This is a genomic window from Bacillus carboniphilus, assembly GCF_020524035.2.
Lineage (GTDB): Bacteria > Bacillota > Bacilli > Bacillales > JAIVKR01 > Bacillus_CC.
In genome coordinates this window covers 3,100,001-3,126,005 of the sequence record NZ_CP129013.1, presented here as the reverse complement: position 1 = coordinate 3,126,005, position 26,005 = coordinate 3,100,001, and the positions used below count along the sequence as shown (strand labels likewise).

The 26,005-nt window shown below is 38.0% G+C and carries 24 protein-coding genes, 2 rRNA genes, 3 pseudogenes and 1 riboswitch (1 of these 30 only partly in view); of the genes and pseudogenes, 5 read left to right on the top strand and 24 right to left on the bottom strand.

The features are described from left to right. The first annotated feature begins 298 nt into the window (after positions 1-298). Together LC087_RS16230 and LC087_RS16225 are read left to right on the top strand one after the other, a co-directional pair. Positions 299-857 (top strand): annotated as a pseudogene (locus LC087_RS16230) (RNA polymerase sigma factor). Then, entirely contained in the window at positions 823-2,247 is a 1,425-nt protein-coding gene (locus tag LC087_RS16225) for a DUF4367 domain-containing protein (RefSeq protein ID WP_226542800.1), read from the top strand. Before LC087_RS16230 ends, LC087_RS16225 begins: the two are co-directional and overlap by 35 nt. Before the next feature lie 56 nt (positions 2,248-2,303). Here LC087_RS16225 and LC087_RS16220 read toward each other — a convergent pair whose 3' ends face one another. The 4 genes from LC087_RS16220 to LC087_RS16205 all read right to left on the bottom strand — a co-directional run bounded on the left by LC087_RS16220 (position 2,304) and on the right by LC087_RS16205 (position 4,503). After that, on the bottom strand, positions 2,304-2,636 hold the full coding sequence (locus tag LC087_RS16220) for a hypothetical protein (protein ID WP_226542802.1): 333 nt from the start codon (positions 2,634-2,636) through the stop codon (positions 2,304-2,306). Positions 2,637-2,694: 58 nt separating this feature from the next. Beyond that, the gene (locus LC087_RS16215; RefSeq protein WP_226542804.1) at positions 2,695-3,090 is read right to left on the bottom strand and encodes a DUF2178 domain-containing protein; all 396 of its coding nucleotides are present in this window, start codon (positions 3,088-3,090) and stop codon (positions 2,695-2,697) included. A gap of 144 nt (positions 3,091-3,234) precedes the next feature. Further along, positions 3,235-3,783, bottom strand: coding sequence for a GNAT family N-acetyltransferase (locus LC087_RS16210; RefSeq protein ID WP_306019703.1), 549 nt, complete (start codon positions 3,781-3,783; stop codon positions 3,235-3,237). 24 nt (positions 3,784-3,807) lie between these two features. Further along, on the bottom strand, positions 3,808-4,503 hold the full coding sequence (locus LC087_RS16205) for an NAD-dependent epimerase/dehydratase family protein (RefSeq protein WP_306019702.1): 696 nt from the start codon (positions 4,501-4,503) through the stop codon (positions 3,808-3,810). 607 nt (positions 4,504-5,110) lie between these two features. Here LC087_RS16205 and LC087_RS16200 point away from each other — a divergent pair. Further along, a complete protein-coding gene (locus tag LC087_RS16200) occupies positions 5,111-5,998 on the top strand; it encodes a hypothetical protein (RefSeq protein WP_226542810.1) in 888 nt (295 codons plus the stop codon). A gap of 122 nt (positions 5,999-6,120) precedes the next feature. Here LC087_RS16200 and LC087_RS16195 read toward each other — a convergent pair whose 3' ends face one another. Genes LC087_RS16195 through LC087_RS16185 form a run of 3 tightly spaced genes read right to left on the bottom strand, consistent with a single transcriptional unit; the run spans position 6,121 to position 9,249 of the window. Further along, positions 6,121-6,432, bottom strand: coding sequence for a YerC/YecD family TrpR-related protein (locus tag LC087_RS16195; protein ID WP_226542812.1), 312 nt, complete (start codon positions 6,430-6,432; stop codon positions 6,121-6,123). Between the two features lie 18 nt (positions 6,433-6,450). Beyond that, on the bottom strand, positions 6,451-7,476 hold the full coding sequence (locus LC087_RS16190; protein ID WP_226542814.1) for a DUF3048 domain-containing protein: 1,026 nt from the start codon (positions 7,474-7,476) through the stop codon (positions 6,451-6,453). Positions 7,477-7,509: 33 nt separating this feature from the next. After that, positions 7,510-9,249, bottom strand: a complete 1,740-nt coding sequence (locus LC087_RS16185; protein ID WP_306019701.1) for an adenine deaminase C-terminal domain-containing protein — start codon at positions 9,247-9,249, stop codon at positions 7,510-7,512. Between the two features lie 211 nt (positions 9,250-9,460). Between LC087_RS16185 and LC087_RS16180 the strand changes: the two genes are divergently transcribed. Then, positions 9,461-9,718, top strand: a complete 258-nt coding sequence (locus tag LC087_RS16180; protein ID WP_226542818.1) for a YgaP family membrane protein — start codon at positions 9,461-9,463, stop codon at positions 9,716-9,718. A gap of 61 nt (positions 9,719-9,779) precedes the next feature. Further along, positions 9,780-9,887, top strand: coding sequence for an EYxxD motif small membrane protein (locus LC087_RS19785; protein WP_371932614.1), 108 nt, complete (start codon positions 9,780-9,782; stop codon positions 9,885-9,887). A gap of 1 nt (position 9,888) precedes the next feature. Here LC087_RS19785 and purD read toward each other — a convergent pair whose 3' ends face one another. The 17 genes and pseudogenes from purD to LC087_RS16095 all read right to left on the bottom strand — a co-directional run. Further along, positions 9,889-11,151 (bottom strand): phosphoribosylamine--glycine ligase, encoded by a 1,263-nt coding sequence (gene purD, locus LC087_RS16175; RefSeq protein ID WP_226542820.1) that lies wholly within the window; start codon positions 11,149-11,151, stop codon positions 9,889-9,891. A 19-nt stretch (positions 11,152-11,170) separates the two neighbouring features. Beyond that, on the bottom strand, positions 11,171-12,709 hold the full coding sequence (purH, locus tag LC087_RS16170) for a bifunctional phosphoribosylaminoimidazolecarboxamide formyltransferase/IMP cyclohydrolase (RefSeq protein ID WP_226542822.1): 1,539 nt from the start codon (positions 12,707-12,709) through the stop codon (positions 11,171-11,173). Between the two features lie 6 nt (positions 12,710-12,715). After that, positions 12,716-13,285, bottom strand: coding sequence for a phosphoribosylglycinamide formyltransferase (gene purN, locus LC087_RS16165; protein WP_226542824.1), 570 nt, complete (start codon positions 13,283-13,285; stop codon positions 12,716-12,718). After that, positions 13,282-14,312 (bottom strand): annotated as a pseudogene (gene purM / locus LC087_RS16160) (phosphoribosylformylglycinamidine cyclo-ligase). The gene purN and the pseudogene purM overlap by 4 nt, the downstream one beginning before the upstream one ends. Before the next feature lie 45 nt (positions 14,313-14,357). Then, entirely contained in the window at positions 14,358-15,767 is a 1,410-nt protein-coding gene (gene purF, locus LC087_RS16155; protein ID WP_226542828.1) for an amidophosphoribosyltransferase, read from the bottom strand. Beyond that, positions 15,752-17,970 (bottom strand): annotated as a pseudogene (gene purL / locus LC087_RS16150) (phosphoribosylformylglycinamidine synthase subunit PurL). The gene purF and the pseudogene purL overlap by 16 nt, the downstream one beginning before the upstream one ends. Then, complete coding sequence (gene purQ, locus LC087_RS16145; RefSeq protein WP_306019700.1) at positions 17,954-18,637, bottom strand: phosphoribosylformylglycinamidine synthase subunit PurQ; 684 nt, start codon at positions 18,635-18,637, stop codon at positions 17,954-17,956. Before purQ ends, purL begins: the two are co-directional and overlap by 17 nt. Continuing rightward, the gene (gene purS, locus LC087_RS16140) at positions 18,634-18,888 is read right to left on the bottom strand and encodes a phosphoribosylformylglycinamidine synthase subunit PurS (protein WP_226542834.1); all 255 of its coding nucleotides are present in this window, start codon (positions 18,886-18,888) and stop codon (positions 18,634-18,636) included. Before purS ends, purQ begins: the two co-directional genes overlap by 4 nt. Then, positions 18,881-19,609, bottom strand: a complete 729-nt coding sequence (gene purC / locus LC087_RS16135; RefSeq protein WP_226542836.1) for a phosphoribosylaminoimidazolesuccinocarboxamide synthase — start codon at positions 19,607-19,609, stop codon at positions 18,881-18,883. The genes purS and purC overlap by 8 nt, the downstream gene beginning before the upstream one ends. Positions 19,610-19,665: 56 nt before the next feature. Continuing rightward, on the bottom strand, positions 19,666-20,961 hold the full coding sequence (gene purB, locus LC087_RS16130) for an adenylosuccinate lyase (RefSeq protein ID WP_226542838.1): 1,296 nt from the start codon (positions 20,959-20,961) through the stop codon (positions 19,666-19,668). Further along, on the bottom strand, positions 20,958-22,100 hold the full coding sequence (gene purK, locus LC087_RS16125; protein WP_226542840.1) for a 5-(carboxyamino)imidazole ribonucleotide synthase: 1,143 nt from the start codon (positions 22,098-22,100) through the stop codon (positions 20,958-20,960). The genes purB and purK overlap by 4 nt, the downstream gene beginning before the upstream one ends. Next, positions 22,084-22,572, bottom strand: coding sequence for a 5-(carboxyamino)imidazole ribonucleotide mutase (purE, locus tag LC087_RS16120; protein WP_226542842.1), 489 nt, complete (start codon positions 22,570-22,572; stop codon positions 22,084-22,086). Before purE ends, purK begins: the two co-directional genes overlap by 17 nt. Before the next feature lie 199 nt (positions 22,573-22,771). Next, positions 22,772-22,873, bottom strand: a riboswitch (purine riboswitch). Positions 22,874-22,935: 62 nt separating this feature from the next. Next, positions 22,936-23,151 (bottom strand): NETI motif-containing protein, encoded by a 216-nt coding sequence (locus tag LC087_RS16115; protein WP_226542844.1) that lies wholly within the window; start codon positions 23,149-23,151, stop codon positions 22,936-22,938. A 99-nt stretch (positions 23,152-23,250) separates the two neighbouring features. Continuing rightward, complete coding sequence (locus LC087_RS16110) at positions 23,251-23,616, bottom strand: YhjD family protein (protein ID WP_226542846.1); 366 nt, start codon at positions 23,614-23,616, stop codon at positions 23,251-23,253. Between the two features lie 28 nt (positions 23,617-23,644). Then, the gene (locus LC087_RS16105; protein ID WP_226542848.1) at positions 23,645-24,661 is read right to left on the bottom strand and encodes a S66 family peptidase; all 1,017 of its coding nucleotides are present in this window, start codon (positions 24,659-24,661) and stop codon (positions 23,645-23,647) included. Between the two features lie 252 nt (positions 24,662-24,913). Next, a 5S ribosomal RNA gene (gene rrf, locus LC087_RS16100) occupies positions 24,914-25,029 on the bottom strand. Positions 25,030-25,505: 476 nt separating this feature from the next. After that, positions 25,506-26,005: ribosomal RNA gene (locus LC087_RS16095) — 23S ribosomal RNA — on the bottom strand (it continues 2,431 nt past the right edge of the window).

Here is a 26,005-nt window from a genome sequence, read left to right as displayed (position 1 = left end):
GTCTGCTTAATGAACACAGGCTAAGTACAGCCACGTCCTGTGGCAACGCCTGCGCTAGCCCGTCCTGGGCGTCGAAGCACTCACAGTGTACGTTCTTGGTACATGAGGAGCGGAAAAGCAAACCAACAAAGTTATTCAACCGACATTTTTTTTAGGACTTTTTAAACAACCTCTTCAACAGCTTCTGAACCATTTTTCTGTTTTATGTAAGTTTATTAATCGTTTGCTAGTTTTTAAATAAAAAAGTGTCACAAAGTTAATCTGACCGTTCGTTATATTTATTGAGAGGAGGGAATACATGAAAAACACAAACAAAGATTACGAGAAGATGGAAGAGCTATATGCGTTGTATGAGCAAAAAGTTTATTATGTAACCTATTCAATATTAAACAATATTCAACAGGCGGAAGATGCTGTTCAGGAGACGTTTATCACCCTTTATCAAAATTTAGAAAGAATCCATAAACTTAAGCACTCAAGAACTTAAACGGTACATTTTGAGAATTGCAAAAAACAAAGCAATTGATAGTTACCGAAGGAATAAGCGAAATGAAAGTTTCCTAGAAGAATATCAAAAAGAGTCTCCTGAAGTCATAGATGAAAATATTAATGATTGGGAGCAACGGGAAATGTCAGAGGCTCAAATTGATACTTTGCTATCCTCATTAAATGAGACAAACAGGCAAGTATTTAAGTACAAAGTTTTTTATAACTTAACGTTTAAAGAAATATCACATTTAATGGGGCTAACTGAAGTTAATGTCCGCAAGCAATATGAACGTTCGCGAAAAAGAATAAATAAGCTTATAGGAGGTATGCAAAATGACGAATTTAAAGAACTCCAAAACTTTGTATGACGTTGCTGAAGAAATTGCTTTAGACGACTTTGATCATTCAGATGAACAGCACAATTTTTCGGATACCTACACGCAAAAAAAGAGATTGTTTATGGAGGAAATTAAAATGAATAATAAATCAAAACAAACCAAGGGTAAAAGAAAACGTCTATTCATTGCGGCCGCCTGCTTATTCATCGTCATGCCCACAACCGCTTATGGTGGAGTAAAAGTGTACGATATGATCGTCGAAAAACAAAATTATGAAGTAAATGTGTCCGTACCAAATGAGACTCAAAAAAACAGTGAAAGTTGGTATAAGCTAGAACTTGGATACTTACCAGAAGGTATGGAACGTATGGGTAAGTCTGATAAATATTCATATAAAGACAATTATGCACAAGATGGATTTTCATTTATTCCTTGGAGGATAGGAGCGGATTCAGATTTTCAAACTCTATACTCAAAAGACTACGAAGAGAAAGAGATCAATGGAAATAAAGCAGTGATTGTCAAAAAGGATAACGGAAACGACGATAATTTTGCGTTTGATCGAGAAGTCTTTGTCTTTTTTGAAGAAGAGGGAATTATGTTACAAAGTTATGTTGGAGCGGATGTAAATGAAGAAGAAATGATCAATGTCCTAGAGAATCTAGCACTTGAACCTACTTCAGAAGAAACGTCAACCGTCGTAGATTATGATGAATCTTATTCTAGGGAATCGGTAGAAGCACCAACCCTTATTCCTTTGGAAAAAGATAGTCAACGACTATTTAATGTAGGCGAAAAGATTCCAGTAACTATCCCCAGCAACGAATTTGAGTACGATAAACTCGAATTTGTTATTGAAAAAGTAGAAGTATTTGATTCAATTAATGATTTTAAACGAGAAAACTTTAATAATGTCGGAATAAGTGTATTAAAGGAAAAAAATGCTTTAAATCAAATAAATAAATTAATACCATACAAGCGTGACGTATACAATTATGGAGACGGCAAAGATTCAATTGACGAATTAGAGGAAACTCAGTTAGTGAGTCCTAAATTTGTCTACCTAACAACAACGGTAAAAAACAGTGGAAAGCAGGCAACAGATGAAATTTATATGCATCCACGCCTTCAAGTGCTTAAATCAGAAAATAATGGATGGACCTATGATGAAGAAAGTATGTTTTCACAAAAAACAATTATGACTGGTGAAGTAGACTACCTAGAGCCTCACGGACAGGGAAAAGGCTGGTGCAATTTAGGTAATATCCAACCAGGACAAATAATGAAGATAAACTTAGGTTATTTTGTTGATGAGGATAAACTAGATTCAATCTTCCTCGATGCTTTCAACTACAGTGGACATGGTGAGACTGAAGACTTGAATGCAGAAGATCGCTGGTGGATTGATCTTCGCCAATAGGACCAAAAATAAAAAAAGTTGCTAATATTGAGCAGCTTTTTTTATTGCAAAAAGGTCTATTTTAACTGTGTTTTTTTCCTACTAACTATATAAATAGTTGGATTCACTATTGCTAGAATACCTATAATTAAAAACATATATGAAGTCACTACATCTCCGCCTAAACCAAGTTCATCAACAATTATACCTTCATAGAAAAGAAGTTGAGATGATATAACGATTGATACTATTGATAGTCCTATTACAGATAAACCATTAACTATTTTAGTTCTTAAATGAGGAAAGATAATAATGAAAAACATCATTATTTCTGCAAAGATAAGCGAAACAAAAATAGGTCTCAATAAAGTAAACGATCCTAGTGTTTCAAATGAGTCGTATGAATACATAGGCCCCTCCTATTTCATTTGGTTGGTTTGATTCTCTTTTTTCTAGCTGTCTTAGTCTCTATAATCTATACTTCTTTGAATAGATAAATTCTGTTATTGGAAGGGTAACAAACGTAAGACATACAACAATTAACAAAGGAATATTTTCAATGTTATTTAAGTTGGATTCTCCCTCCGAAATAAACAAGACAAGACTTGCTAGTATCATTAAAACAAAGTAACTTACCTTCGCGCTTTGTTTTGTAATATGTTCTCCTAATTCATCTTTGTCATTACCACCATTATGATCTCCCCACGTAAGGATATTAAAAAACCAAGATAGGATAACAAAACTAATAAAAAGCGATCCACCCTCTATAATCCCGTATTTAATCCACCTGTATAAAGAATGACCACCCACAATGATAAAAAAGAAGAAGGTCCCAATAGCCATAATTTTTCTTGTTTTATCCATAATCCCTTCTCCTTCCTATTGCACCTATTATGGTTGTTTTTTTTGAATTCCCTTCAAATTCATAACCTAGCCGTTATGTAATATTTCTTGTGGATTTTCTATAAATTAGCTTTTTAGTCGTTTCTATATTATCTATGATATTTACTAAAGATAATACTCAAAATATGGTTCTTCTTGGGCTGTATCCTCAAACCACTTCATCCCTTTATATTGAAACCCTATTTTCTTTAAAACTTGTAAGGATGCTTGATTTCGTGGGTCTGCAGATGCTGTCACTACCTTAACATGACCATTATTTTCAGCCATACTTAAACAAGCTCTAGCAACTTCTGTTGCATATCCTTTCCCCCATGACTGTTGTTCAAAGTGATAGATTAGTTCAATAGTTTCTAGCGATTTTTCTATATTGAATCCAGCAGCACCAATAATATTTTTGGTAGCTTTTTCTTCAATAGCATAGACAGAGAGACCGTGTTCTTTGTGACATTTCTGATATGCCTTTATTATTTGAGGGAATTTTTCTTGATCTGTTTGACCATTACTATATTTCATCACTTCTTCATTTCCCCAAAACGTCACCATAGCCTCTAAGTGTGATTCATCAAATAAAATAAAATTAAGTCTGTCAGTTTCATGAATAACCATCATCATTACACCTTCTAACCTTGTTCTTATTTCATTATTGCGATACATCGATTAATAATTCTTCACATACATTCACTCATCAAATAAACTAATTCGGTTTAACTGAAAGGCATCTGATGTCGGATCGTATCCGACTAACTTTTTTGTTTGATCCAGACTAAGTCTTTTAAACCGATTATTCGAAATTCCATGAAGAATAGTGAATGGAGGAAGATTATCAGCTTCAATTGAATTAAGCAGTAAATTTATAAAGTCCTTGGGATTTAAATATGCACTCATATTTCTAGCAGACATCGCCTCACCATCTTTGAATTCATCGTAAGCACCTATTCGGATCGCAATGGTTTGCAAATTTTCTTGATAAGCGAAATACGAGGCTAAAGCTTCACCAAAAACTTTACTCACACCATAAACATTTTTCGGTCGCACTGGAAAGTGTTCGTGCACTTGATAATCTAAAGGATAACCTTCCACGGTTTGTGCACTAGAAGCAATAATGACCCTAGAAACTTCATTATCTTTTGCTGCTCGTAAAATATTATAAGTTCCCTTAATATTTGCTTCTAACAAAGACCCATAAAAATCGGCATCTGGCGATGGATCTCCTGCTAAATGTATGACAATATCAACCCCTTTAAGAGCTTCTTGACATTGGTCTAAGTTTGATACATCTAAAAAGACAGTTGGCTGCCCAAAAATCGACTCTGAAATGTTAATATCCGTTAAAATTAACTCCATTGATTTTTGATCCTTTAATGCTTTGACCACATCTTTTCCTATTTTTCCTGGCTGCACCTGTTAAAAGGATTTTTTTCATAGATTAGATTCACTCCCCTTATTAAGCCTACCTATAGTGTTTTTTCAACATCCGTCCTATATCTTTGTTCCATTTTTATATTAATTAATATCTTGAATGAACCTTTGTATGGAACGTTATCAAACTCTGGTTTTGAAAGATCTACTAATTCTATAGTCCACCTATGAGATTACTCAAATTCCAACGAACTAACGTTTTAATTATGTCTATTTACATTTCATTTTTCCAATTTTGACACGTCTCCTTCAAAGCATTTATTAGTTCTCCTAGCCAAAATCGATTACTTCTCCACCAGTAATTTTGCTCGATAGTCATTATCAATCGACTTTTCCTTTTCACCAAATAGAAGAATTTTTCCAACCTTTCATAAAATTATCAAGAAACTTTCTAAACGTTTGATCGAACGTACGAACCTCCCAGCATACAACTTCAATTTTAACCCTTTTGAATCCTGCTTTGATCATAGATCTCTATTTATAAATGAAATTGACTAGATTTTAACTTTTTTTCCTTGTTCACTGATATAATTATTTATACATTAAAAGATAAGGTGGTACTATGCTTAAACAAAAATGTAAAATCTCATTTATCTCAATTTTATTATCATTATTGTTATTGCCTGTATTTTTTCCGGTTGACTTGCCCTTTCATTTTTCAATAGAAGGATTATTGGATTCCTATTTTCAATCCTTACTCTTTTATATTGTATATGGGACAATCTTCATGATAACAATAGGAGTTCCTGTTAATTTTCTAGCAGGTACTATCACGAAGTCCATTACCAAATTTACTCATATCATTAACTTATTGATTCATGTGATCCCAGCTTTTCTTTTTTTTAGCCCTTTGCTTTTCTTGTTTTCTTTGCAGGAATCTCTCCTTTTTATTGGAATGGCTGTTTTTTCAGCTTCAATTTTTTTTGTTGTGGATGAAATCATCTATCATAAGATTAACCTCAAAACCCGGCGTGCTACATTGCTTTATTTCGTACCGCTCCTTACTTACCTAACTTTTACGGGCCCTTCTTTCGTTCAAATTCTTGATAATAACATAACTTCAGCTCAAATTGAAAAAAAAGGGCGACCCATTGTCACAGCAATAATAAACGGTGAAGAAATAAAAATTAACAGCAGCTATAGTTGGTCATCACATGGAGGAGGGGAAGTATATGATACTGATCCCTATTTAATTCATCCAAAAAACGGAATGGATGATATCTATTTTACTGATCCACTAACTTCAATTACATTTAACTTTGACAACAATAGCGGACAACCAGAGTTTTACGCTTATTATTATGAAAACAATGAGAAGAAAAAAGTGAAAATAGTTGATTCAACCATTGAACTTCCTAATAACATTCCAAGTCAATTAGTTAAGTTTGTAGCAACTTGGGATAACCATGAGAGAATCTCGTTTGTTATAGGGGTAAGTTCAGAGGAATAACAAACCTTTCATCGTTCTTTGCACAGGTCTACTTGATTCAGGCAACATAGAGAATCTGAACAAAAAAATAACCTAACCTTCAACAAACTCTTGTTAAAGGTTAGGTTATAGAACAAGGCCTATTATTCACTTGTCTCTTTCTCTTGCTCTTTAATTCGGTCTAATGCAAGTGCATACGCATCGTTTCCATAGTTGAGACAACGCTTTACTCTTGAAATGGTGGCTGTGCTAGCCCCTGTTTCATCTTCAATTTTATGATACGTAAAACCTTCTCTTAACATCCTTGCAACTTCTAAACGCTGAGCTAAAGATTGAATTTCATTAACGGTACATAAGTCATCAAAAAATTTATAGCACTCTTCAAGATCTTTTAATGTTAAAACCGATTTAAATAGTTGGTCCAGTTCTGGTCCTCTTAATTTTTCTATTTGCATTGCCTAGTCTCCTTTTTCTTACTCAATATCCTTTACTTTATCTAATGAAGGGACAATATTAATCCACGTCTTCCCTTGCACAAATGGGACTTGCTCTCCCTCTTTGTACGGAAGAATTCGATTGTTCTCATTTTTCCATTGCACGTCTATTTTCTTTCCTTTTTGGTACAAATAAGCTTCTCCACCAGATAATAAATCAATGGATTTATGTCCCGAGTCATCCACAATTTGATGGTTGGCTTCAACAACCAGTACATTATCTAGTTGAATAGGGTTTTCTGTTTCCAAATCAACCGTTAGTTCATCATTGGAATAACGTTCGTAGTTTTGATTAGATGAATTATATTGATACGTTACCTTCCACGTATTTGAATTACTATAGGCGATGGTCACAGTCTCTTGATCTTCTCCTACTATTTCGTTATCCTCTTCGTAAAATGTCATTGGATCAACCTCTGACTCGAATTCGTATCCTAATTGTTCTGCCCCATTTTTTAAATTGTCATATGAAATATAAGAGTTATGGGGAGCACTTCGAAAATCTACCCTTTGAAATAAACTGCCATCATAAAAAAGTCCATTTATATAATCGGCCTCTTTTAATGTTTGAAGCTTTTCCTTCGCACTTCCACTCCAGCCATGTGATACGAATATAGCGTCATATCCTTTGCTTAAATCAATAAAATAATCTCGAGCACTACGAACAGGCCCTATTAAACCAGTTGGCATTTCACTTTGAAAAACAGCTAAAAATCGTGTCACATTTCCTTCTGCTAATACTTCGTATACAATATCCGCCTGCTCTAAACCAGATTGAGGCCGTGCTTTTGGATGATTATTAATCACTATAGCTAATGGGCGTTGATTAATGTCTTCACCATCATCTAAACCTGTTAATGGATAAGTGATGACTTCTCTTTCTTCGACTTTTTGTTCTGTAACTGGTTTTTGTTCTTTTGTCTGGTCCACTTCAACATTTTCCTTATTTGAACAACCAACTACAAGAAGTACCATTGTAACCACCATGATGATAAATCTTTTCAAAAAAACACACCTTTCTCTTTTCACTTCTATATTTTAACGCATTATAGACGGAAAGAGTACCGTTTTTTTCATGACATCGTATATTCCGCGCTGAGTAACTCGTATATACGGTAAATGCGTAGAAGATAAAAACAACAGGGTGTAAATAGGATCTCGAAAACGATAACCCCTCTCTTGCATCAACTGAACGAGCTTTCTCTCTTCTTCCATTACAATAGAAAAAGGATGCAAAGAAGCTCTTCCCTCTATGTGCAGAGGAATTTCATGAAGAATTTCTCCTTTTTCAGCAAGTACGATCCCTCCACCTATCCTCTTTAACTGATTAAATGCAAGAATCATGTCAGATTTACTTTTTCCAATTACGATTATATCACCTGTTGTCGAATATGAACTAGCAAACCCTTGAATATGACTAGCAAACCCTTTTAAAAACGTATTTATTCTCCATTCTCCGTTTTTATCAATCAATAACAGAAAGCTTTCATCATGATCCGTCGATAACTGCTCATTAGAGTGATCACGAGTAATCGAATATGGTTCCATAATAACAGAATTTTTCATATTCATACCAATAGGCATTGAAAATTGCAAATCATCCTTTGTTAATTCCCAGTCTAAAGAAAGAGGAAGTGCATCAGATTCACTCCAATTAAAGTTAGGAAGAGGTCCTTGATCAACACCATCTTTCACTAACCATTTTCCTTTAGCCATAACGGAAACGGGCGTTGGATTATCGATGCTTTCTAGCACATTAAGCGTAGCATATCGACCTGGCCCAATTACGCCCATCAGATGATCTAAGCCATGATATTTGGCAATATTAAACGCACTCATTTTATAAGCTTCAATAGCAGGAACATCTTCCTCAAGACATATTTTAATAAGCTGATTGATCATTCCTTGTTCGTAAAAGCTAGGTGAAGAGCCATCAGTAGTCAAAAATAAATGATCGTAACAATCAATTTGATACTCGCTCATTTCTTTTAGTATGTTTCGCAAGTCCGGCCTGATGGAAGAATGACGAAGAGAGACGTGATATCCAGCTAAAAGACGTTTATAAACGTCTTCTCCTGTCATTGATTCATGATCACTATCCACACCTGCTAATTTCATTTTCGTTAACGTATTAAAGGAGGCTCCTGGTAAATGCCCTTCAATTCTTCTTTGAACATTTTTTGTTTCTTGAAGTTGATGAAGCATAAATTGATCACCCGAAAGAAGTTTAGGCCAACCTGTTAATTCTCCCCCTTGTATGGTGTATGGATGTTCAAGCCATTGCTTAAAGATTTCTGGTGTAAAAATCTTTTCCTCATTTAACACTTCTGTTTGTAAATCATATCTTGCCCACCAATAAAAACCTATAGGTGTCTTATTGAGTTGATCGACAACTGAAAACGCTTTCTTTTTTGCGTATTGTAACAAGAAGAATAAGTTATCACAAAAGAAAAAAGTGGTTCCTGTCTTTGATACATACTCCGCCAATGAATGGGGATTATAAAGTTGAAACGGATGAGCATGTGGTTCGATATAGCCTGGAACTATATATTTTCCTTGGCAATCAACTACCTCGATGTGATCATAGTTCTTTGGAAGCTCATCTCCAATATATATAATACGATCTTTGTAAATCCAAACATTTGCTTGGATCCACCTGTTTAAATACGGTTGTAAAATGGTTGCATTTAACAAACATATGGTCAACTGATCTGGATTTGATAAAATATCTATTTGTTCTTTCATTTGTTTTGTTTTCCAATGGAATCGTTTGGGCATTGTTAAACCTCTCCCATATTGTAAATTAGTTTAATGGTAACATACCCGACCAAAGACCGTACGAAAATAATTTGAGTATTTTTTGACAATTTAAAAACCTTTTGAGAAAAAATGGAGCTATTTAAAGTCTTTAAAAGCTTATCATGGATTCAATTCTTAAAGGATTCCAATTAAAAGGGTCTTCAAAAAAATAGTAAAGGAACTGATATAGATGGTTAAACCAAATATTAGTATACTGAACGCTTTGATGAGAATTACTTGTGGATTATCTATGTTATCATGGGCTTCTTCCAAATATACAAAAATGCCTTGGAAGGATTCATATTTATTAATCATGATGTTAGGAGCAATGAAAGTTGGCGAAGGTATATTAAGGTATTGTCCTATGGTTCATATGTACAATCTTATGACAAAGAAAACAGAATGCCACTCAGACTCGTCCCATCATTACGAACCACAACCTGAATAGTAAGCAATACTCCACCATTTCTGGTGGAGTCATCTTTATCATTAGATTGGAATGATGAACAATGTTTTTAGAATATATAACGGATGTTACTTTTGTTCTTGCATGTGTAATTGGCAGTATCATTGCCTTTTTGTTTGTTTTTATTAAAAAACGCAAAAGTAATTCTTGAGTTACTTGTTTTGCAATGCTTTATGTGCAATATCTCGTCGGACAAATAATCCATCTGTCATTACTTGATCCACTTGATGATAGGTGAGGGTTTTAGCTTCTAATAAATCCGAGCCAATTCCGACGACTGCTGCCACCCTTCCCCCATTTGTTCGGTATTGAGTACCATCAAAGGTTGTCCCCGCATGAAAAACCTTCGTATTACGATCTTCAGAAGCTAATGTCCCGATCTGAACGCCTTTTTCATAGCTGTTTGGGTATCCTTTTGAAGCAAGAACAACGCCAACAACTGCCTCTTCAGACCACTTTAGAGTAACGGGTTGGTCATGTAAAATGTTAAGCATGACTTCAACGATATCTGATTGTAATCGTGGTAAAACGACTTGAGTTTCCGGATCACCAAATCTGGCATTAAATTCAATCACTTTTGGCCCCTCAGAAGTGGCAATTAATCCTGCATATAAGATGCCAGTAAAAGGTGTCTCTTTCTCTACTAAAGCTTTAGCTGTTGGCTTCAAAATGGATTCAATTGCCTCGTCAACCATTCGGTTTGGAATTTGTGGGACAGGAGAATAGGCACCCATACCTCCTGTATTCGGACCTTGGTCTCCATCAAATGCTGGTTTATGATCTTGAGCGATGACCATTGGATATACTTTTTCGTGACGGACAAAAGCCATTAACGAAAATTCTTGTCCTTCTAAAAATTCTTCAATGACGACTTTTTTGCTAGCCTTGCCAAATTTTCCGTCCTGTAAATAATCTCTCAATGTGTCGACAGCTTCGTTTTGTGTCTTTGCAATCACGACACCTTTTCCAGCAGCTAACCCATCTGCTTTAATGACAATCGGAGTGCCTTTTTCTTCAATATAATGAACGGCTCTTTCATAGTCGGTAAAAACCTCATATTCTGCTGTTGCAATATGATAATCTTTCATTATTTTTTTGGCAAACGACTTACTTCCTTCAATTTCAGCCGCTTCTTTCATTGGTCCAAAAATTCGTAAGCCTTCCTCCTGAAAGAGATCCACAATTCCGTTTAATAACGGTACTTCCGGTCCAACAATCGTTAACCCGATCTCGTTATCTTTGGCAAAATGAACGAGTTCTTCATGGTTATTTTCTTGGATAGGAATCATGGTTGCGACATCGTTCATGCCGTCGTTTCCTGGTGCTACAAATACTTTCTCTACAAGTGGACTTTGCGAAACCTTCCAAGCAAGTGCATGCTCACGACCACCTGAACCGATGATTAAAATATTCATACGAGGTGTTCCTCCTTTCTTAATGCTTAAAATGACGCATTCCAGTAAAAACCATAGCGATTCCATATTCATCTGCTTTTTGAATGGATTCTTCGTCTCGAATAGATCCACCCGGTTGAATGATTGTCGTTACGCCTGCCTTAGCAGCCACTTCTACTGTATCAGCCATAGGGAAAAAAGCATCAGATGCCAATGCACTTCCATGTGTTTCTTCTCCCGCTTGCTCCAAGGCGATTTTTGCAGCACCTACTCGATTCATTTGTCCTGCTCCAATTCCGATGGTCATATTGTCTTTCGCCAATACAATTGCATTGGATTTCACATGTTTAACTACCTTCCATGCTAGTTGTAAATCATTCCACTCTTCTTCAGTTGGCTCACGCTTCGTTGGGATGGTTGTTTGTTCTTTATCAAGAGAACCCGTATCTTCGTCCTGAATGAGAAGTCCTCCTTTTACGGAAGTCAGTTGTTTTTCAGCCTTTGCTTCTGCTCTTACATTTAAAGTAAGAAGTCTAATGTTTTTCTTTTGCGTTAATATTTCCAACGCATCGTCTGTAAAACGAGGAGCAATGACAATTTCTAAAAAGATCTCGTTTAATTGTATCGCTAGCTCCCGATCTACTTCTCTGTTTAGGGCAACAATCCCCCCAAATATGGAAGTGGAATCGGCTTCATACGCTCGTTTGAATGCTTCATTGATTGTATCTCCAACTCCGACTCCACAAGGGTTCATATGCTTAACGGCGACTGCGCATGGCTCATTAAACTCACGCACGATATGCACAGCGGCATCCGCATCTTTAATATTATTATAGGAAAGCTCCTTGCCATGAAGCTGTTTTACTCTTGCAATCGACACTTCCGTACCGAGTGGCTGTTTATAAAAAGTCGCCTGTTGATGTGGATTTTCACCATATCGAAGCGATTGTTGTTTTTCATATGTAAAGGTCAAACTTTCTGGATCTGTCTCACCTGCTTGCTCCGTCAAATAAGAAGAAACTAACGCATCATAAGCTGCTGTATGACGAAAGACTTTTGCAGCTAATTGCTTGCGGGTTTTATGATCGACATCTCCGTCACTCGATAATTGATTCACGACCGTTTGATAATCATTAGGGTCTACTACTACGGTTACATCTTGATGGTTTTTTGCTGCTGAACGCAACATCGTTGGTCCGCCAATATCAATGTTTTCAATCGCATCCTCAAAAGTAACCGTCTTTTTGGTGATCGTTTCTTTAAAGGGATATAAATTTACGACGACTAAATCAATTGGGGTTATCCCTAAATCGCTTAACGTCTCCATATGCTCCTTATTATCTCTTACAGCTAGTAATCCACTATGAATAGCCGGGTGAAGGGTCTTGACTCTTCCGTCCATGATTTCTGGAAAGTTCGTCACTTCTGAAATCGAGATAACCTCTATACCGTTTTCTTGGAGGAGCTTTTTCGTTCCACCTGTTGATATGACTTCTACTCCCATCGAGACTAACTCTTTGACAAAATCGACAATTCCTTCTTTATGATAGACACTAACTAGGGCTCGTTTAATGGCCAATACGGTTCACTCCTCTATTAATAGATCTTTAATAACTTTAGGATATAATTGATGCTCCACCTTATGAATCCGTTCCGTTAACGTTTCGGTCGTATCATCGTTATCAATTCGAACGGGTTCTTGGGCAATAATTGGACCTGTATCCATTCCTTCATCAACATAATGAATGGTTACACCAGTCACTTTCACATTGGCATCGAATGCTTGGTTAATCGCGTCCTTTCCAGGAAAAGACGGCAATAAAGACGGATGTAGATTAATGATTTGGTCTTGATAAGCTTCTAATAATGTCTCTCCTATCAATCTCATATAACCGGCTAAAACAATTAGATCCACTTTTAAACGGGTTAAATTCTTTAATATTTCTTTTTCGAAGGCCTGCTTGTCTATATAATCTTGAGCAGAAAAGACAAAACTTGCTATTCCTTCTTTTTTCGCTCTCTCAATTACTTTCGCATGTGGGCGATCACAAACGAGCAAACAAATGTCTATATTTATATTTTCTTGTTTAAAGTAATCAACAATTGCTTGAAAATTGCTTCCGCTTCCTGAGGCAAAAATAGCAATCTTTTTCATATCTCTCCCCCGCCAAAAGACAACCCTTCTCCTTTTTTGGTTCTACCGATTAAATAAGCGGGTTGTCCTTTTTCCTCAAGTGACTGAATCACCATAGACAGATCTTCTTCTTTAATCACACAAACAAACCCAATTCCCATGTTAAATACTTCAAACATTGCTTGTCTTGTGATCTTCCCTTCCTCCATAAGGAAGTCAAAGATTTTCGGAATGGGCCAAGAGCCGAAATCAATCTCTGCTGCTAAACCTTCCGGCAACATGCGCGGAATATTTTCAATAAATCCGCCTCCCGTAATATGGGCCATTCCGCTTATTAATCCTCGTTTTACTAAAGGTAAGACTGAAGGGACATAAATACTTGTTGGCGTTAACAGTTCATCTATAAGAGGACGATTCTCGACATAATTATGTTGTAAGTCCAATGAACTCTCTTCCACAATCTTTCTCACAAGTGAAAAGCCGTTACTATGAATACCACTGGATGGAAGTCCAATCACCAAGTCACCTTCTTCAATTTTAGCACCCGTCACCAATTCCGACTTCTCCGCAGCACCGACTGCAAAACCAGCAATATCGTATTCATCTTCATCATAGATCCCTGGCATTTCAGCCGTCTCACCGCCAATTAGAGCACAACCTGCGATTTCACATCCTGTTGCCACCCCTTTGACGATTTGTTCAATTTTCTGAGGGTCTGACTTGCCTAGCGCTAAATAATCGAGAAAAAACAACGGTTCCGCTCCTTGAGTAAAATATCATTCACGCACATGGCTACTGCATCAATACCGATTGAATCGTGTTTATTGGCTTGATAAGCGAGTTTGAGCTTCGTCCCAACACCATCTGTTCCCGATACGAGAACCGGCTCCTTATAATTTAATTGTGAAAGATCAAACATCCCTCCAAATCCACCTAAAGCGCCCATTACTCCTAGGCGATTGGTTTTTCCAACATGCTTTTTCATTCGATCAACCGCTTCATACCCAGCCTCTATATCGACTCCTGCTTGTTTATATATATTGGACATTTCATTTCCCCTCTTCCTATTAAGAAGCTTTGCCGTAATTTCTTCTTATACTTTTTCATGAGGTAGCACGGTATCAGCATAAATTTCTGTCGGATAGTTCCCAGAAAAACAGGCCATACATTGCCCTTTTAACTCTCCTTCATAAGGACGACCAAGCCCTTCAATCAATCCTTGTTGACTTAAAAAGGTTAAGGAATCTGCACCAATGATTTGTCTAATTTCTTCCACACTATGTTTAGCTGCAATTAGCTCTGCATGAGTAGACGTATCAATTCCGTAAAAGCAAGGGTGTGCAATTGGTGGTGAGCTAATTCGAACATGAACTTCTTTTGCACCTGCTTCTTTTAACATTGTCACGATTCTTCTACTTGTCGTTCCCCTAACAATGGAATCATCCACCATCACGACTCGTTTCCCATCAACCACTCCTCGAACTGGAGAAAGCTTCATTTTCACCCCTTGTTCTCGCAAAGACTGTGAAGGTTGAATAAATGTTCGACCTACATAGCGATTTTTGATTAGTCCTAGTTCATAAGGAATACCCGATTCCTCGGCATACCCAATGGCAGCTGAAATACTCGAATCTGGTACTCCTGTAACAACATCAGCTTCAATTGGTGATTCAAGCGCTAGCTTTTTCCCTAAGTTCTTCCTTGCCGTATGAACGTTAATACCATTAATGTTACTATCAGGTCGCGAGAAATAAATATATTCCATACTGCAAAGTGCTCGATTACAGTTGGCAAAACGTTCGACCTCAAGACCTTTATCACTAATAACGAGCAACTCACCTGGTTCGACATCCCTTAAATATTCCGCTCCAATTAGATCAAACGCACATGTTTCTGATGCAACGACGTAGGAATCTCCTAACATTCCGAGGGAAATCGGGCGTAATCCATTCGGATCTAACGCAACCATCATCTCCGTTTCGGTCATCATAACAAACGCATAAGCCCCTTTTAACATTGATAAGGCATTTTTCACTCGTTCTTTCAAGGATAAATACCCCGATCGTTTAATTAAATGAGCAAGCACTTCCGTGTCCGAGGTTGTTTGAAAAATACTTCCTTGCCCTTCTAATTGGTGCTTCAAAGCTTTTGCATTCACTAAGTTACCATTATGAGCAAGAGCAAGTGACCCATTTTGAGAGCGAAATAAGAGGGGCTGGACATTTTCATATCCTCCACCACCAGCCGTTGCATAACGAACATGCCCGATAGCAGAATGACCTGTGAGCTCCTTTAAACGACTTTGACTAAACACGTCGTTTACTAGACCCACACCTTTTACACAATATAAAGAGTCACCATCGGTTGTGACAATACCCGCACCTTCTTGACCACGGTGTTGAAGGCTATGCAAACCGTAATAAGTAAGTTCAGCTGCATCTTTATGCCCCCACACACCGAAAACACCACATTCTTCATTTAACCCCTTTAGTTCAGCAAGCATGGAATACTCCTTTCCATTCTCTCTCTAATTCTAGAGAAGATGTAGAAACAATAGGCTGTTCAGAAGAGGAACGGATTTCAAGTCTCCCTCCATTTGTAACAATGCCGATTTGCTTCGCTTCAACAAGCTCTTCAAACCGCTCTTGGTTTTCTTTTTTCACCGTCACAAGAAATCTTGACTGACTTTCACTAAATAAGGAAACAGCTGGATTGTCTTCAATGGTAACTTCAGCTCCTAGGCCTTGATGAGTAAACAAGCTTTCCGCTAAAGCTACAGCAAGACCCCCCTCTGATAAATCGTGAGCGGACTGAACAAGTCCTTGACGAATAGCGTCTAGTAACTGCTGACTTCGTTTTTGCTCTTCATCAAGATCCAGCTTTGGTGGTTTGCCAAAGATTCTACCTTCTAAAACCTTTTGAATTTCACTTCCGCCAAATTCTGCTTCTGTTTCTCCTAATAAATAGATAAGATCATCGGCTTGTTTAAAATGCTGGGTCGTAATATGTTCGGTCTGTTCTATTAATCCCACCATTCCAACGACCGGTGTTGGATAGACAGCAGTTCCGTTTGTTTCATTATATAAAGAAACATTCCCGCCAATGACAGGTGTTTTTAATGTTCGGCATGCTTCACTCATGCCATCCACAGCCTTTTCCATTTGCCAAAAGATTTCCGGTTTTTCTGGACTCCCAAAATTCAAACAATCCGTCACGGCTAAAGGAGTTCCTCCAGAGGCAACAATATTTCTTGCTGCTTCTGCCACAGCGATCTTTCCACCTTCTTGTGGATCCAAATATAAATATCTTGAGTTACAGTCTGTTGTCATGGCTAACGCTTTGTTTGTATCTCTAATTCTTAACACAGCTGCATCCGATCCAGGTGTAACCACTGTATTGGTTCTCACCATGTAATCGTATTGGTCATATACCCATTCCTTGCTGGCAATCGTCGGTTGTTTTAATAGAGTTTTCAGCATCTCCTCGTAATTGTCTACATGAGGAACATAATTAGGTTGCTGTTGATTTTGTTTATACATTTCTGGTTCACTGGATGGTTTTTCGTAAACAGGTGCTTCCTCCGCTAAAGCATCGACAGGGATTTCAGAAACGATTTCCCCTTTGTGAAGGAGGCGAAGCATTTTATCATCTGTCACCCGACCAATCGCTACTGCATCTAAGTCATATTTCTCAAAAAGATCAACAATTTCTTGCTCACGACCTTTTTCAATTACTAACAGCATTCTTTCTTGTGATTCTGAAAGCATCATTTCATAAGGCGTCATACCCTTTTCTCTTTGCGGAACTAAATTTAAGTTCATTTCAATTCCTGATCCAGCTTTACTGGCCATCTCTGCAGATGAACTTGTGAGTCCTGCGGCCCCCATATCTTGAATTCCTACAAGTGCATCTGATTGAACGACCTCTAAACAAGCTTCAAGAAGCAGCTTCTCCATAAATGGGTCCCCTACTTGAACGGCTGGTCGTTTTTCTTCCGATGATTCTGTCAGCTCTTCTGATGCAAAGGTAGCTCCATGTATACCATCACGACCTGTTTTCGCACCTACATACATGACGGTATTGCCGACACCTTTCGCTTGCCCTTTTTTAATATCTTGATGATCAATTAAACCGACACACATCGCATTCACAAGTGGGTTTCCATCATATGATGGATCAAATTGAACTTCTCCTCCAACGGTTGGAATTCCGATACAATTACCGTAACCTGCAATTCCGGCTACGACTTCTTCAAATAAGTATTTTACTCGAGGTGTCGTTAATTCTCCAAACCGTAACGAATTTAATAATGCAATCGGTCTAGCTCCCATTGAAAACACATCACGGATAATTCCTCCAACCCCTGTCGCAGCTCCTTGATAAGGTTCGATGGCAGATGGATGATTATGGCTCTCAATTTTAAAGACGACGGCTTGATTGTCCCCAATATCGACAATTCCAGCCCCTTCTCCTGGACCTTGGAGGACTCGTTCACCATCGGTTGGAAACTTTTTTAAAAGAGGCTTTGAGTTTTTATAACTACAGTGCTCCGACCACATAACTGAAAAAATTCCGATCTCAGTATAATTAGGCAAACGTCCTAAAATCGATTCAACTAATCGAAACTCATCATCACTAACTCCCATTTGTTGATATAGTTTTTCATCTTTGATCTGTTTTGCTGTTGGCTCAATAGGTTGCGACATGAGTTTCCCTCCAGTTTTTTACGATTGATTTAAATAACGTTAATCCATCATCACTTCCTAGAAGCTTATCGACCGCTCGCTCCGGATGAGGCATCATCCCTAATATGTTACCTTGTTCATTGACAATGCCAGCAATATTGTTTACACTTCCATTTGGATTATGATCATACGTGAAAACGATTTGGTTATTTTTCTTTAACTGCTTTAACGTTTCATCGTCACATTCATAGTTGCCCTCTCCATGAGCAATTGGGATCGTAATCTTTTGACCTTGTTGATATCCGCTTGTAAACATCGTTTCGTGATTTTCGACGACCAATTCAACCGGCTTACAAATAAATTTCAACTGTTGATTTCGTTTCATTGCACCAGGTAACAACCCAACTTCAAGTAAGATTTGGAATCCGTTACATACTCCTAAGACAGGTTTTCCTTCATTCGCTGCTCGGACAACTTCTTTCATGATAGTTGAAAACTGAGCAATCGCTCCTGAACGTAAGTAATCTCCATAAGAAAAGCCGCCAGGCGGCAATACTCCATCATAGGAAGATAAATCAGTAGCATCATGGCGAACATAGTCCATGTCCTCGCCTAATTCATCCTTTATTGCATGATACATGTCGATATCACAATTGGATCCTGGAAAGACAATAACGGCAAACTTCACGGAGCGACAACCTCCTCCACCTCATACGTGTAATCCTCTATGACAGGATTCGCAAGAAGCTTTTCACACATCTCTTTAATTCTAGTGTCTAAGTCTCCCTCACCTTGCTCCATTTGCAGCTCCATATACTTTCCAATTCGTACATCTTTCACTTCTTGATAATTCATCGAATGAAGCGCCTTTTGCACCGCACTCCCTTGCGGATCTAATACACTTTCCTTTAACATAACATGAACTTTCACCTTAACCATGATTGACCTCTCCCCTTATACGATCTAACAATTTTTGATAGGCTTCTGTTAAACTACCAATCTCTCGTCTAAAAACATCTTTATCTAGCTTTTCCCCTGTCGTCACATCCCATAAACGGCACGTATCTGGTGATATTTCATCTGCTAATAGCACTTCCCCTTGATCGCTAGTTCCGAACTCAAGTTTAAAGTCTACAAGCTCAATATCCTTTTCTTTAAAATATCTTTTCAATACGTCATTCACTTTGAACGCTTCTCTTTTGATAAACAATAGTTGGGCATCAGTTGCAAGACTTAATTCTTCAATATGCGCTTCATTAATAAATGGATCCCCTAACTGATCATCTTTATAATAAAATTCGATAATTGGTTTCTTTAAGGCGGTTCCTTCTTCAATACCGAGGCGTTTCGAGAGACTTCCAGCCACAATATTTCGAACAACGACCTCTATTGGAATAATCTCTACTTTTTGTACAAGTTGCTCTGTTTCCGATACTTGTTCAACAAAGTGCGAAGAGATATTGCTTCGTTTCAGCTCTGAAAATAACAAACTTGAGATCATGTTATTTAGTCTGCTTTTACCAGTAATAGTTGCTTTTTTTTCTCCATTAAAAGCCGTAGCTGAATCTTTATATTCAACGAGAACCACATCGGCATGATTGGTTTCATATATTTTTTTTGCTTTACCTTCGTAAAGTAAAGATCCCTTTGTAAAATCCATGGTCTATACCCCCTCTTGTTGCTTATCATTGTATTGAAAATAATTAACCAACCTCTTTAATCTAGATTGACGCGTTTGAAAATCATATCCACATGCTTGATATGGTAGTGATAATCAAAGCAAGCCGTTATTTCCTTCATTGATAATTGTGATGTGATTTGCTCTTCTGTTTCTACTAAGTGACGGAATGGAACTTGTTTTTCCCATGATTTCATGGCGATTGGTTGAACTAAATCGTACGCTTCCTCTCTTGTCATCCCTTTGTTAATTAACGCAAGCATGACTTGCTGAGAATAAATCAATCCGAAGGTTCGATCCATATTACGTTTCATGTTTTCAGGAAAAACAGTCAAGTTTTCGATGATTCCACTAAAACGATTAAGCATATAGTTTAAGGCGATCGTTGCATCTGGGAGAATGATTCTCTCGGATGAAGAATGCGAGATATCTCGCTCATGCCAAAGCGCTACATTTTCATAGGCAGTTACCATATACCCACGAATCGTCCTTGCTAACCCTGTCATATTTTCTGATCCGATTGGATTTCGTTTATGAGGCATCGCTGAAGATCCCTTTTGTCCTTTCGAGAAAAATTCTTCAACCTCTCTTGTTTCACTTTTTTGTAAACCTCTAATTTCTACTGCAAACTTTTCAATAGAAGCTGCGATGAGTGCAAGTGTACTCATATAATGAGCGTGTCGGTCTCTTTGCAGCGTTTGCGTCGAGATAGGTGCCGCTTTTAAGCCAAGCTTTTCACACACATACGCTTCAACGAACGGGTCAATATTGGCATAGGTTCCAACTGCCCCCGATATCTTTCCAAATTGAATGCCTTCAGCTGCTTGCGTAAACCTCTCGACATTTCTCTTCATTTCCTCATACCAGAGGGCTAGCTTTAAGCCAAATGTCGTTGGTTCCGCATGAACGCCATGTGTTCTCCCCATCATGACCGTATATTTTTGCTCTCTTGCCTTCTCTTTCAATACGTCAACAAAACGATTTAAGTCGGCTAACAAGATTTCGTTTGCCTGTTTGAGCACATAGGATAATGCCGTGTCTACTACGTCCGTCGATGTTAATCCATAATGCACCCATTTCTTTTCCTCTCCTAATGTTTCTGACACAGCACGAGTAAACGCCACCACATCATGCTTTGTCTCATTTTCTATCTCTTTTATCCTCTCAATATCAAATGATGCTTTCTCTCTCAATATCTTTACATCTTCTTTCGGAATTTCTCCAAGTTCCGCCCACGCTTCACAAGCTAAGATCTCTACCTCTAACCATGCTTTAAAGCGATTTTCTTCTGTCCATATTGCTCCCATTTCTGGTCTTGTATAACGTTCGATCATATCAACGCCTCATCTTTCTTCCAAATCGGATGTTTTTCTATTTTTTCCATATGTTCTCGTGAATAAAACGTTACATGTCCCATCTTTCTCTTCGGTTTTACTTCTTTTTTTCCATAATCATATAGTTTCCCATCCACTAAAAGACCCCTGTCTTTTTCAATCAAATGGATTTGATCTCCAATAAGGTTAACCATTACCCCTTCGCTTAGAAGGTCCGTCTGTCCTAACGGAAGTCCACATATGGAACGAATGTGTTGTTCAAACTGAGATACTTTGCATAAATCTAACGTGTAATGCCCAGAATTATGCGGACGAGGAGCTAACTCATTTACAAATACGTCTCCCTCTTTTGTCACAAACATCTCGACAGCCAGCGTCCCAACTAGCTGAAAATGATCGGCTAGTTTCAGTGCCATTGCTTTTGCCTTCTCTTTAATATCCTTTGCTATTCTTGCTGGAACAATCGATTGGTGTAAAATATTCTCTTGATGAATGTTCTCTGCTATCGGGAAGGTAGTCACCTCACCTGTCGTACTTCTTGTAACAATAACGGAAATTTCTTTTTCAAACGGAATCCATTTTTCAACAACACACCTAGTATCACTGCTAAGCTTTTTGGCATGTGGAACGTCTTCTGTTGATCGAATAACGATTTGCCCCTTGCCATCATATCCTCCAAGACATGTTTTAATAACAGCAGGAAATTCTAGCTTTTCTAAGATGTCTTCTATATCTTCAGGTTTCTTTACGATTTCATATGGTGCTACAGACACACCTGCCTCTTGAATTGCTTTTTTCTCAAGTTCTCGATCCTGCGTCTTTGTCAACAAGTCGCTTCCTTGAGGAAGATAAACATTCTCCTCTAGCCAATTCAATCTTTTCGCATCAATATTTTCAAACTCATAAGTTATCACATCACTCATGGATGCCAAGCGCTCAATCGCTTCTTGATCATCAAAAGGCGCAATAATTTCATAGTCACTCACCTGAGCACATGGGGAATCAGGCGTTGGGTCTAATACCGCTACTTTATAACCTAAATGTCTAGCTGCAATAGCCATATACCGACCGAGTTGCCCACCGCCGATAATGCCGATTGTTGCCCCTGGTGAAATCGTTTGATTAAACAAGCTGATCACTACTCTCTAATACTCGTTGTTTAATATTCTCTTTTCTCTCTACTAACTTGTTATGAATATTTTTCGACTGTAACGAAAGAATTTCTGCTGCTAATAGACCGGCATTCATGGATCCTGCTTTCCCAATAGCGACTGTTGCTACAGGTACACCCCCTGGCATTTGTACAATGGATAATAAGGAGTCTAGACCATTTAACGTCTGTGATTGAACAGGTACACCAATAACGGGTAAGGTCGTTTTAGAAGCAACCATTCCAGGTAAATGAGCCGCTCCACCTGCTCCTGCTATAATCACGTTTATCCCTCTTTCTTTTGCCTCCTCAGCATATGCAAACATTAAATCAGGAGTCCGGTGCGCAGATACAACACGTTTCTCATACGGAATATCGAGTTCGTCTAACACTTCACAGCTATATTTCATGGTTTCCCAATCTGACGTACTCCCCATAATAACGCCAACTAATGGTTTCACTAGTAATCCCCCTTTTATGTTATGTAGTACGAAAAGTGATAGGGCGCAATCAATCATCTACCGTCAGTCATCCTCTAATAAAATAAAAGGAGCGACACAAAAAGCCTCATCTTTATTTACAGACTCTCTCTATGGTTTAAGAGAGAAAGTAAATAAAAATAAGGCTTAGATCATCCAAATTCAGATTGAATGATAAATCCTACTATTCACTTTCCCTCATAGTCCAATAATTTACGGTTATCGGGTAGAAACTTTTGGGCCATATCCCCAACATTATACGAGGTCCATTCATTTTCAACTTCATATTAACAATCTACAAGTAAACAGTCAATAAAAATCGAACATTAAAGTTTATTAAAATAATTAATGTTCGTCTTTTGTTTTCTTTTGTCCTATAAATACAACTTTCCTTCCACACGGTTGAATATCTGGATGACCGTTTTTATCTACTTCTTTGAAGATCGGCTCTTCCATTCTTTGAACAGGAACATATCCTTGTTCTTCCATTCTTTTTAAGCAATCTGAAAGCGTTTCATTATCTTGGACATAAAACTTTTCCTTCGTTCGTTTTTTTGTCAAATATTCTTTCTTCCTTTCCAATCTTATCTGCAATTGTATTCCTAAAGTCATTGTACTTCAAAATGCACCATTTGAGAAACGAACTTCCTGCGTCACATGTTATTTATAGAGCCTTTCACGAACGGCTTCCAACCGCTTATTAGCCTCCAAATTCAATGCTGACTTCCAAAAACGAAACGTACCATAATAACCATGAGCATGATAAACGTATTCAATAAACCAATCATCAAGCTGTACAGGAGCTTCAACTGACAATTCTTTCTCTCTCATCTGCACCTGTATCTTCCTTAAATCCTTGCCAATAACATCAACAATGTCATCCATTAAGTTTTCATATACATCAGGTATTCTCATCTTGGATTTTTCAAAAAATGTTCGATCTTGATCTAACTGTTCCAAAAGATAGTCGTTGTAAATATAATCATAAAGAAGTTTCTTTTCTTCTATAGGGATAGGAGCGTTCAATTCGAATCAACCTCTCCACAAGCTTTCCTTATGAGCGAAAACATTGAGTGACCTTTCCTTTTCCATTTTCAACTGTTACCTCCGCAAATGCACCATTGATCAAAGTAACTTGTGGCGGCTTGTGACCACAATCAATATCATAAATGATCGGAACATTTAATTCTTCTGACAGATCCCAATAAACATCCTCTACGGTATAGTCACCTACAGAATGATTGGCTTCACTCCTACCAAATAAAACACCTGAGCAATGATCAAACCAGCCAGCTAATTTCATTTGTACTAAAGAACGTCTCAAATCTGTTGTCGACAACTCACAATTTTCAAAGAACCATATAATTGGTTCATCATGAATATATTTTTGTTGAAAGGATTGAATATTTCCGAAAGGTGTTCCTGCTAAATGACGAATAACATCGATACACCCTCCTAACAATCTTCCTTTTAAAGACTGTTCTTTACAAGAGATCGTTTTCCATTCCGTCTTTTCTGTTAAATTGAAAACAACAGGTGTTGGATTCCCATGCTTCCATTCTTTTTGATAGAAAGGAGAGGAATACTGAACGACAGAAGAACCAACTTCCGTGGATAAAACGGTTTTCCACATCGCTGTCGTCGGATCAGTTTCTTTGCCCCTTAAGTCAACAAAATTCGTTCCATGGGCTGTTGCTATTCCAGTCTTTAAAGTAATTGCTAGCAGGAGAAGACTTGTATCGGAATAACCTACTATCCACTTTTCCTTAATGTTCTCAAAATCTATGTACTCTAAAGTTTCAATTAAAAGTTCTCCACCCCAAGGAGGAATGATTACGTCAACATTATCGTTTTGCATCATTTGATTAAATTCATTTGCTCTTGTTTTTGCATCCGCAGATTTTGCTTTCTTTTGAGTCCATACCGTCTCCCCAAAAACGACTTGAACGTTTTGTTCTTGAAATTTCTCCCTTGCTTGATGTAACAAATGATGAAGTTCTACCGGGACACCTGACGATGGTGCAGTTACACCAACTGTTGCGTCATTTGATAAAATTGGATAACGAATCATGTGTCCTTCCCCCTTTTATTTTTATATTTGATGTTACTATAATGTCTTGTGGAAAGCTATAGTGAAAAGATAAAATTTAGTATTCTGAAAAATGAGTTTTTTTAAGCGATACTTTGAATTTTGAATGGAAGGTGCTTAAGGTAATTAGTGTAAAAGTGCGTGTTCAAAAAGTAGGAGGAAACTTACAAACTTATTTAATGCAAACAAAAAAAAGGAACTAGCAACCTAATTGTTACTAATCCCTTTTTGTCAGCCTGGCAACGTCCTACTCTCACAGGGGGAGACCCCCAACTACCATTGGCGCTAAAGAGCTTAACTTCCGTGTTCGGCATGGGAACGGGTGTGGCCTCTTTGCCATCATCACCAGACATATAGTATACGGCTTTTGATAAACGGCGCATTTTTTTGTCATCTTCTTTCGCCAACGTCGTCACGTACCGGAGTACGCTCCTCGGTTTCCTCAGTTGATTCCTCAAACTGCTTGTTTCTCAAAACCCTTTTATTTCTTATGTAGGTTTCTTTTGAATAGGCGCATTTTTTGTCATCTTCTTTCGTCAACGTCGTCACGTACCGGAGTACGCTCCTCGGTTTCCTCAGTTGATTCCTCAAACTACTTGTTTCTCAAAACCCTTTTATTTCTTATGTAGGTTTCTTTTGAATAGGCGCATTTTTTGTCATCTTCTTTCGTCAATGACGTCAAACTGGTTACCTCTCAAAACCCTTGTCCCATTGTAGAGGGACAAAATATATTATACTTATTTTCAAGATAATATCAAGCGTTTTTTCAAAAGAAAATTCATTCTTTCAAAACTAAATAACGAAGGGTGACAAGAATCGCATGTGTGTGGTTAAGTCCTCGATCGATTAGTATTCGTCAGCTCCATGTGTCACCACACGTCCACCTCGAACCTATCAACCTGATCATCTTTCAGGGATCTTACTCTACTAGTAGATGGGAAATCTCATCTTGAGGGGGGCTTCATGCTTAGATGCTTTCAGCACTTATCCCTTCCGCACATAGCTACCCAGCGATGCCTTTGGCAAGACAACTGGTACACCAGCGGTGCGTCCATCCCGGTCCTCTCGTACTAAGGACAGCTCCTCTCAAATTTCCTGCGCCCACGACGGATAGGGACCGAACTGTCTCACGACGTTCTGAACCCAGCTCGCGTACCGCTTTAATGGGCGAACAGCCCAACCCTTGGGACCGACTACAGCCCCAGGATGCGATGAGCCGACATCGAGGTGCCAAACCTCCCCGTCGATGTGGACTCTTGGGGGAGATAAGCCTGTTATCCCCGGGGTAGCTTTTATCCGTTGAGCGATGGCCCTTCCATGCGGAAC

What these genes read in the sequence shown, in the direction of transcription:
- LC087_RS16105 (WP_226542848.1), bottom strand. Translation starts at nt 24,661, where the DNA reads ATGATTCGTTATCCAATTTTATCAAATGACGCAACAGTTGGTGTAACT.
- LC087_RS16210 (WP_306019703.1), bottom strand. Translation starts at nt 3,783, where the DNA reads ATGTATCGCAATAATGAAATAAGAACAAGGTTAGAAGGTGTAATGATG.
- LC087_RS19785 (WP_371932614.1), top strand. Translation starts at nt 9,780, where the DNA reads ATGTTTTTAGAATATATAACGGATGTTACTTTTGTTCTTGCATGTGTA.
- LC087_RS16215 (WP_226542804.1), bottom strand. Translation starts at nt 3,090, where the DNA reads ATGGATAAAACAAGAAAAATTATGGCTATTGGGACCTTCTTCTTTTTT.
- purN (WP_226542824.1), bottom strand. Translation starts at nt 13,285, where the DNA reads ATGAAAAAGATTGCTATTTTTGCCTCAGGAAGCGGAAGCAATTTTCAA.
- LC087_RS16225 (WP_226542800.1), top strand. Translation starts at nt 823, where the DNA reads ATGACGAATTTAAAGAACTCCAAAACTTTGTATGACGTTGCTGAAGAA.
- LC087_RS16185 (WP_306019701.1), bottom strand. Translation starts at nt 9,249, where the DNA reads ATGCCCAAACGATTCCATTGGAAAACAAAACAAATGAAAGAACAAATA.
- purF (WP_226542828.1), bottom strand. Translation starts at nt 15,767, where the DNA reads ATGCTTGCTGAACTAAAGGGGTTAAATGAAGAATGTGGTGTTTTCGGT.
- LC087_RS16220 (WP_226542802.1), bottom strand. Translation starts at nt 2,636, where the DNA reads ATGTATTCATACGACTCATTTGAAACACTAGGATCGTTTACTTTATTG.
- purS (WP_226542834.1), bottom strand. Translation starts at nt 18,888, where the DNA reads ATGGTTAAGGTGAAAGTTCATGTTATGTTAAAGGAAAGTGTATTAGAT.
- LC087_RS16200 (WP_226542810.1), top strand. Translation starts at nt 5,111, where the DNA reads ATGCTTAAACAAAAATGTAAAATCTCATTTATCTCAATTTTATTATCA.
- LC087_RS16180 (WP_226542818.1), top strand. Translation starts at nt 9,461, where the DNA reads ATGGTTAAACCAAATATTAGTATACTGAACGCTTTGATGAGAATTACT.
- LC087_RS16195 (WP_226542812.1), bottom strand. Translation starts at nt 6,432, where the DNA reads ATGCAAATAGAAAAATTAAGAGGACCAGAACTGGACCAACTATTTAAA.
- purC (WP_226542836.1), bottom strand. Translation starts at nt 19,609, where the DNA reads ATGGATTTTACAAAGGGATCTTTACTTTACGAAGGTAAAGCAAAAAAA.
- purB (WP_226542838.1), bottom strand. Translation starts at nt 20,961, where the DNA reads ATGATCGAACGTTATACAAGACCAGAAATGGGAGCAATATGGACAGAA.
- purD (WP_226542820.1), bottom strand. Translation starts at nt 11,151, where the DNA reads ATGAATATTTTAATCATCGGTTCAGGTGGTCGTGAGCATGCACTTGCT.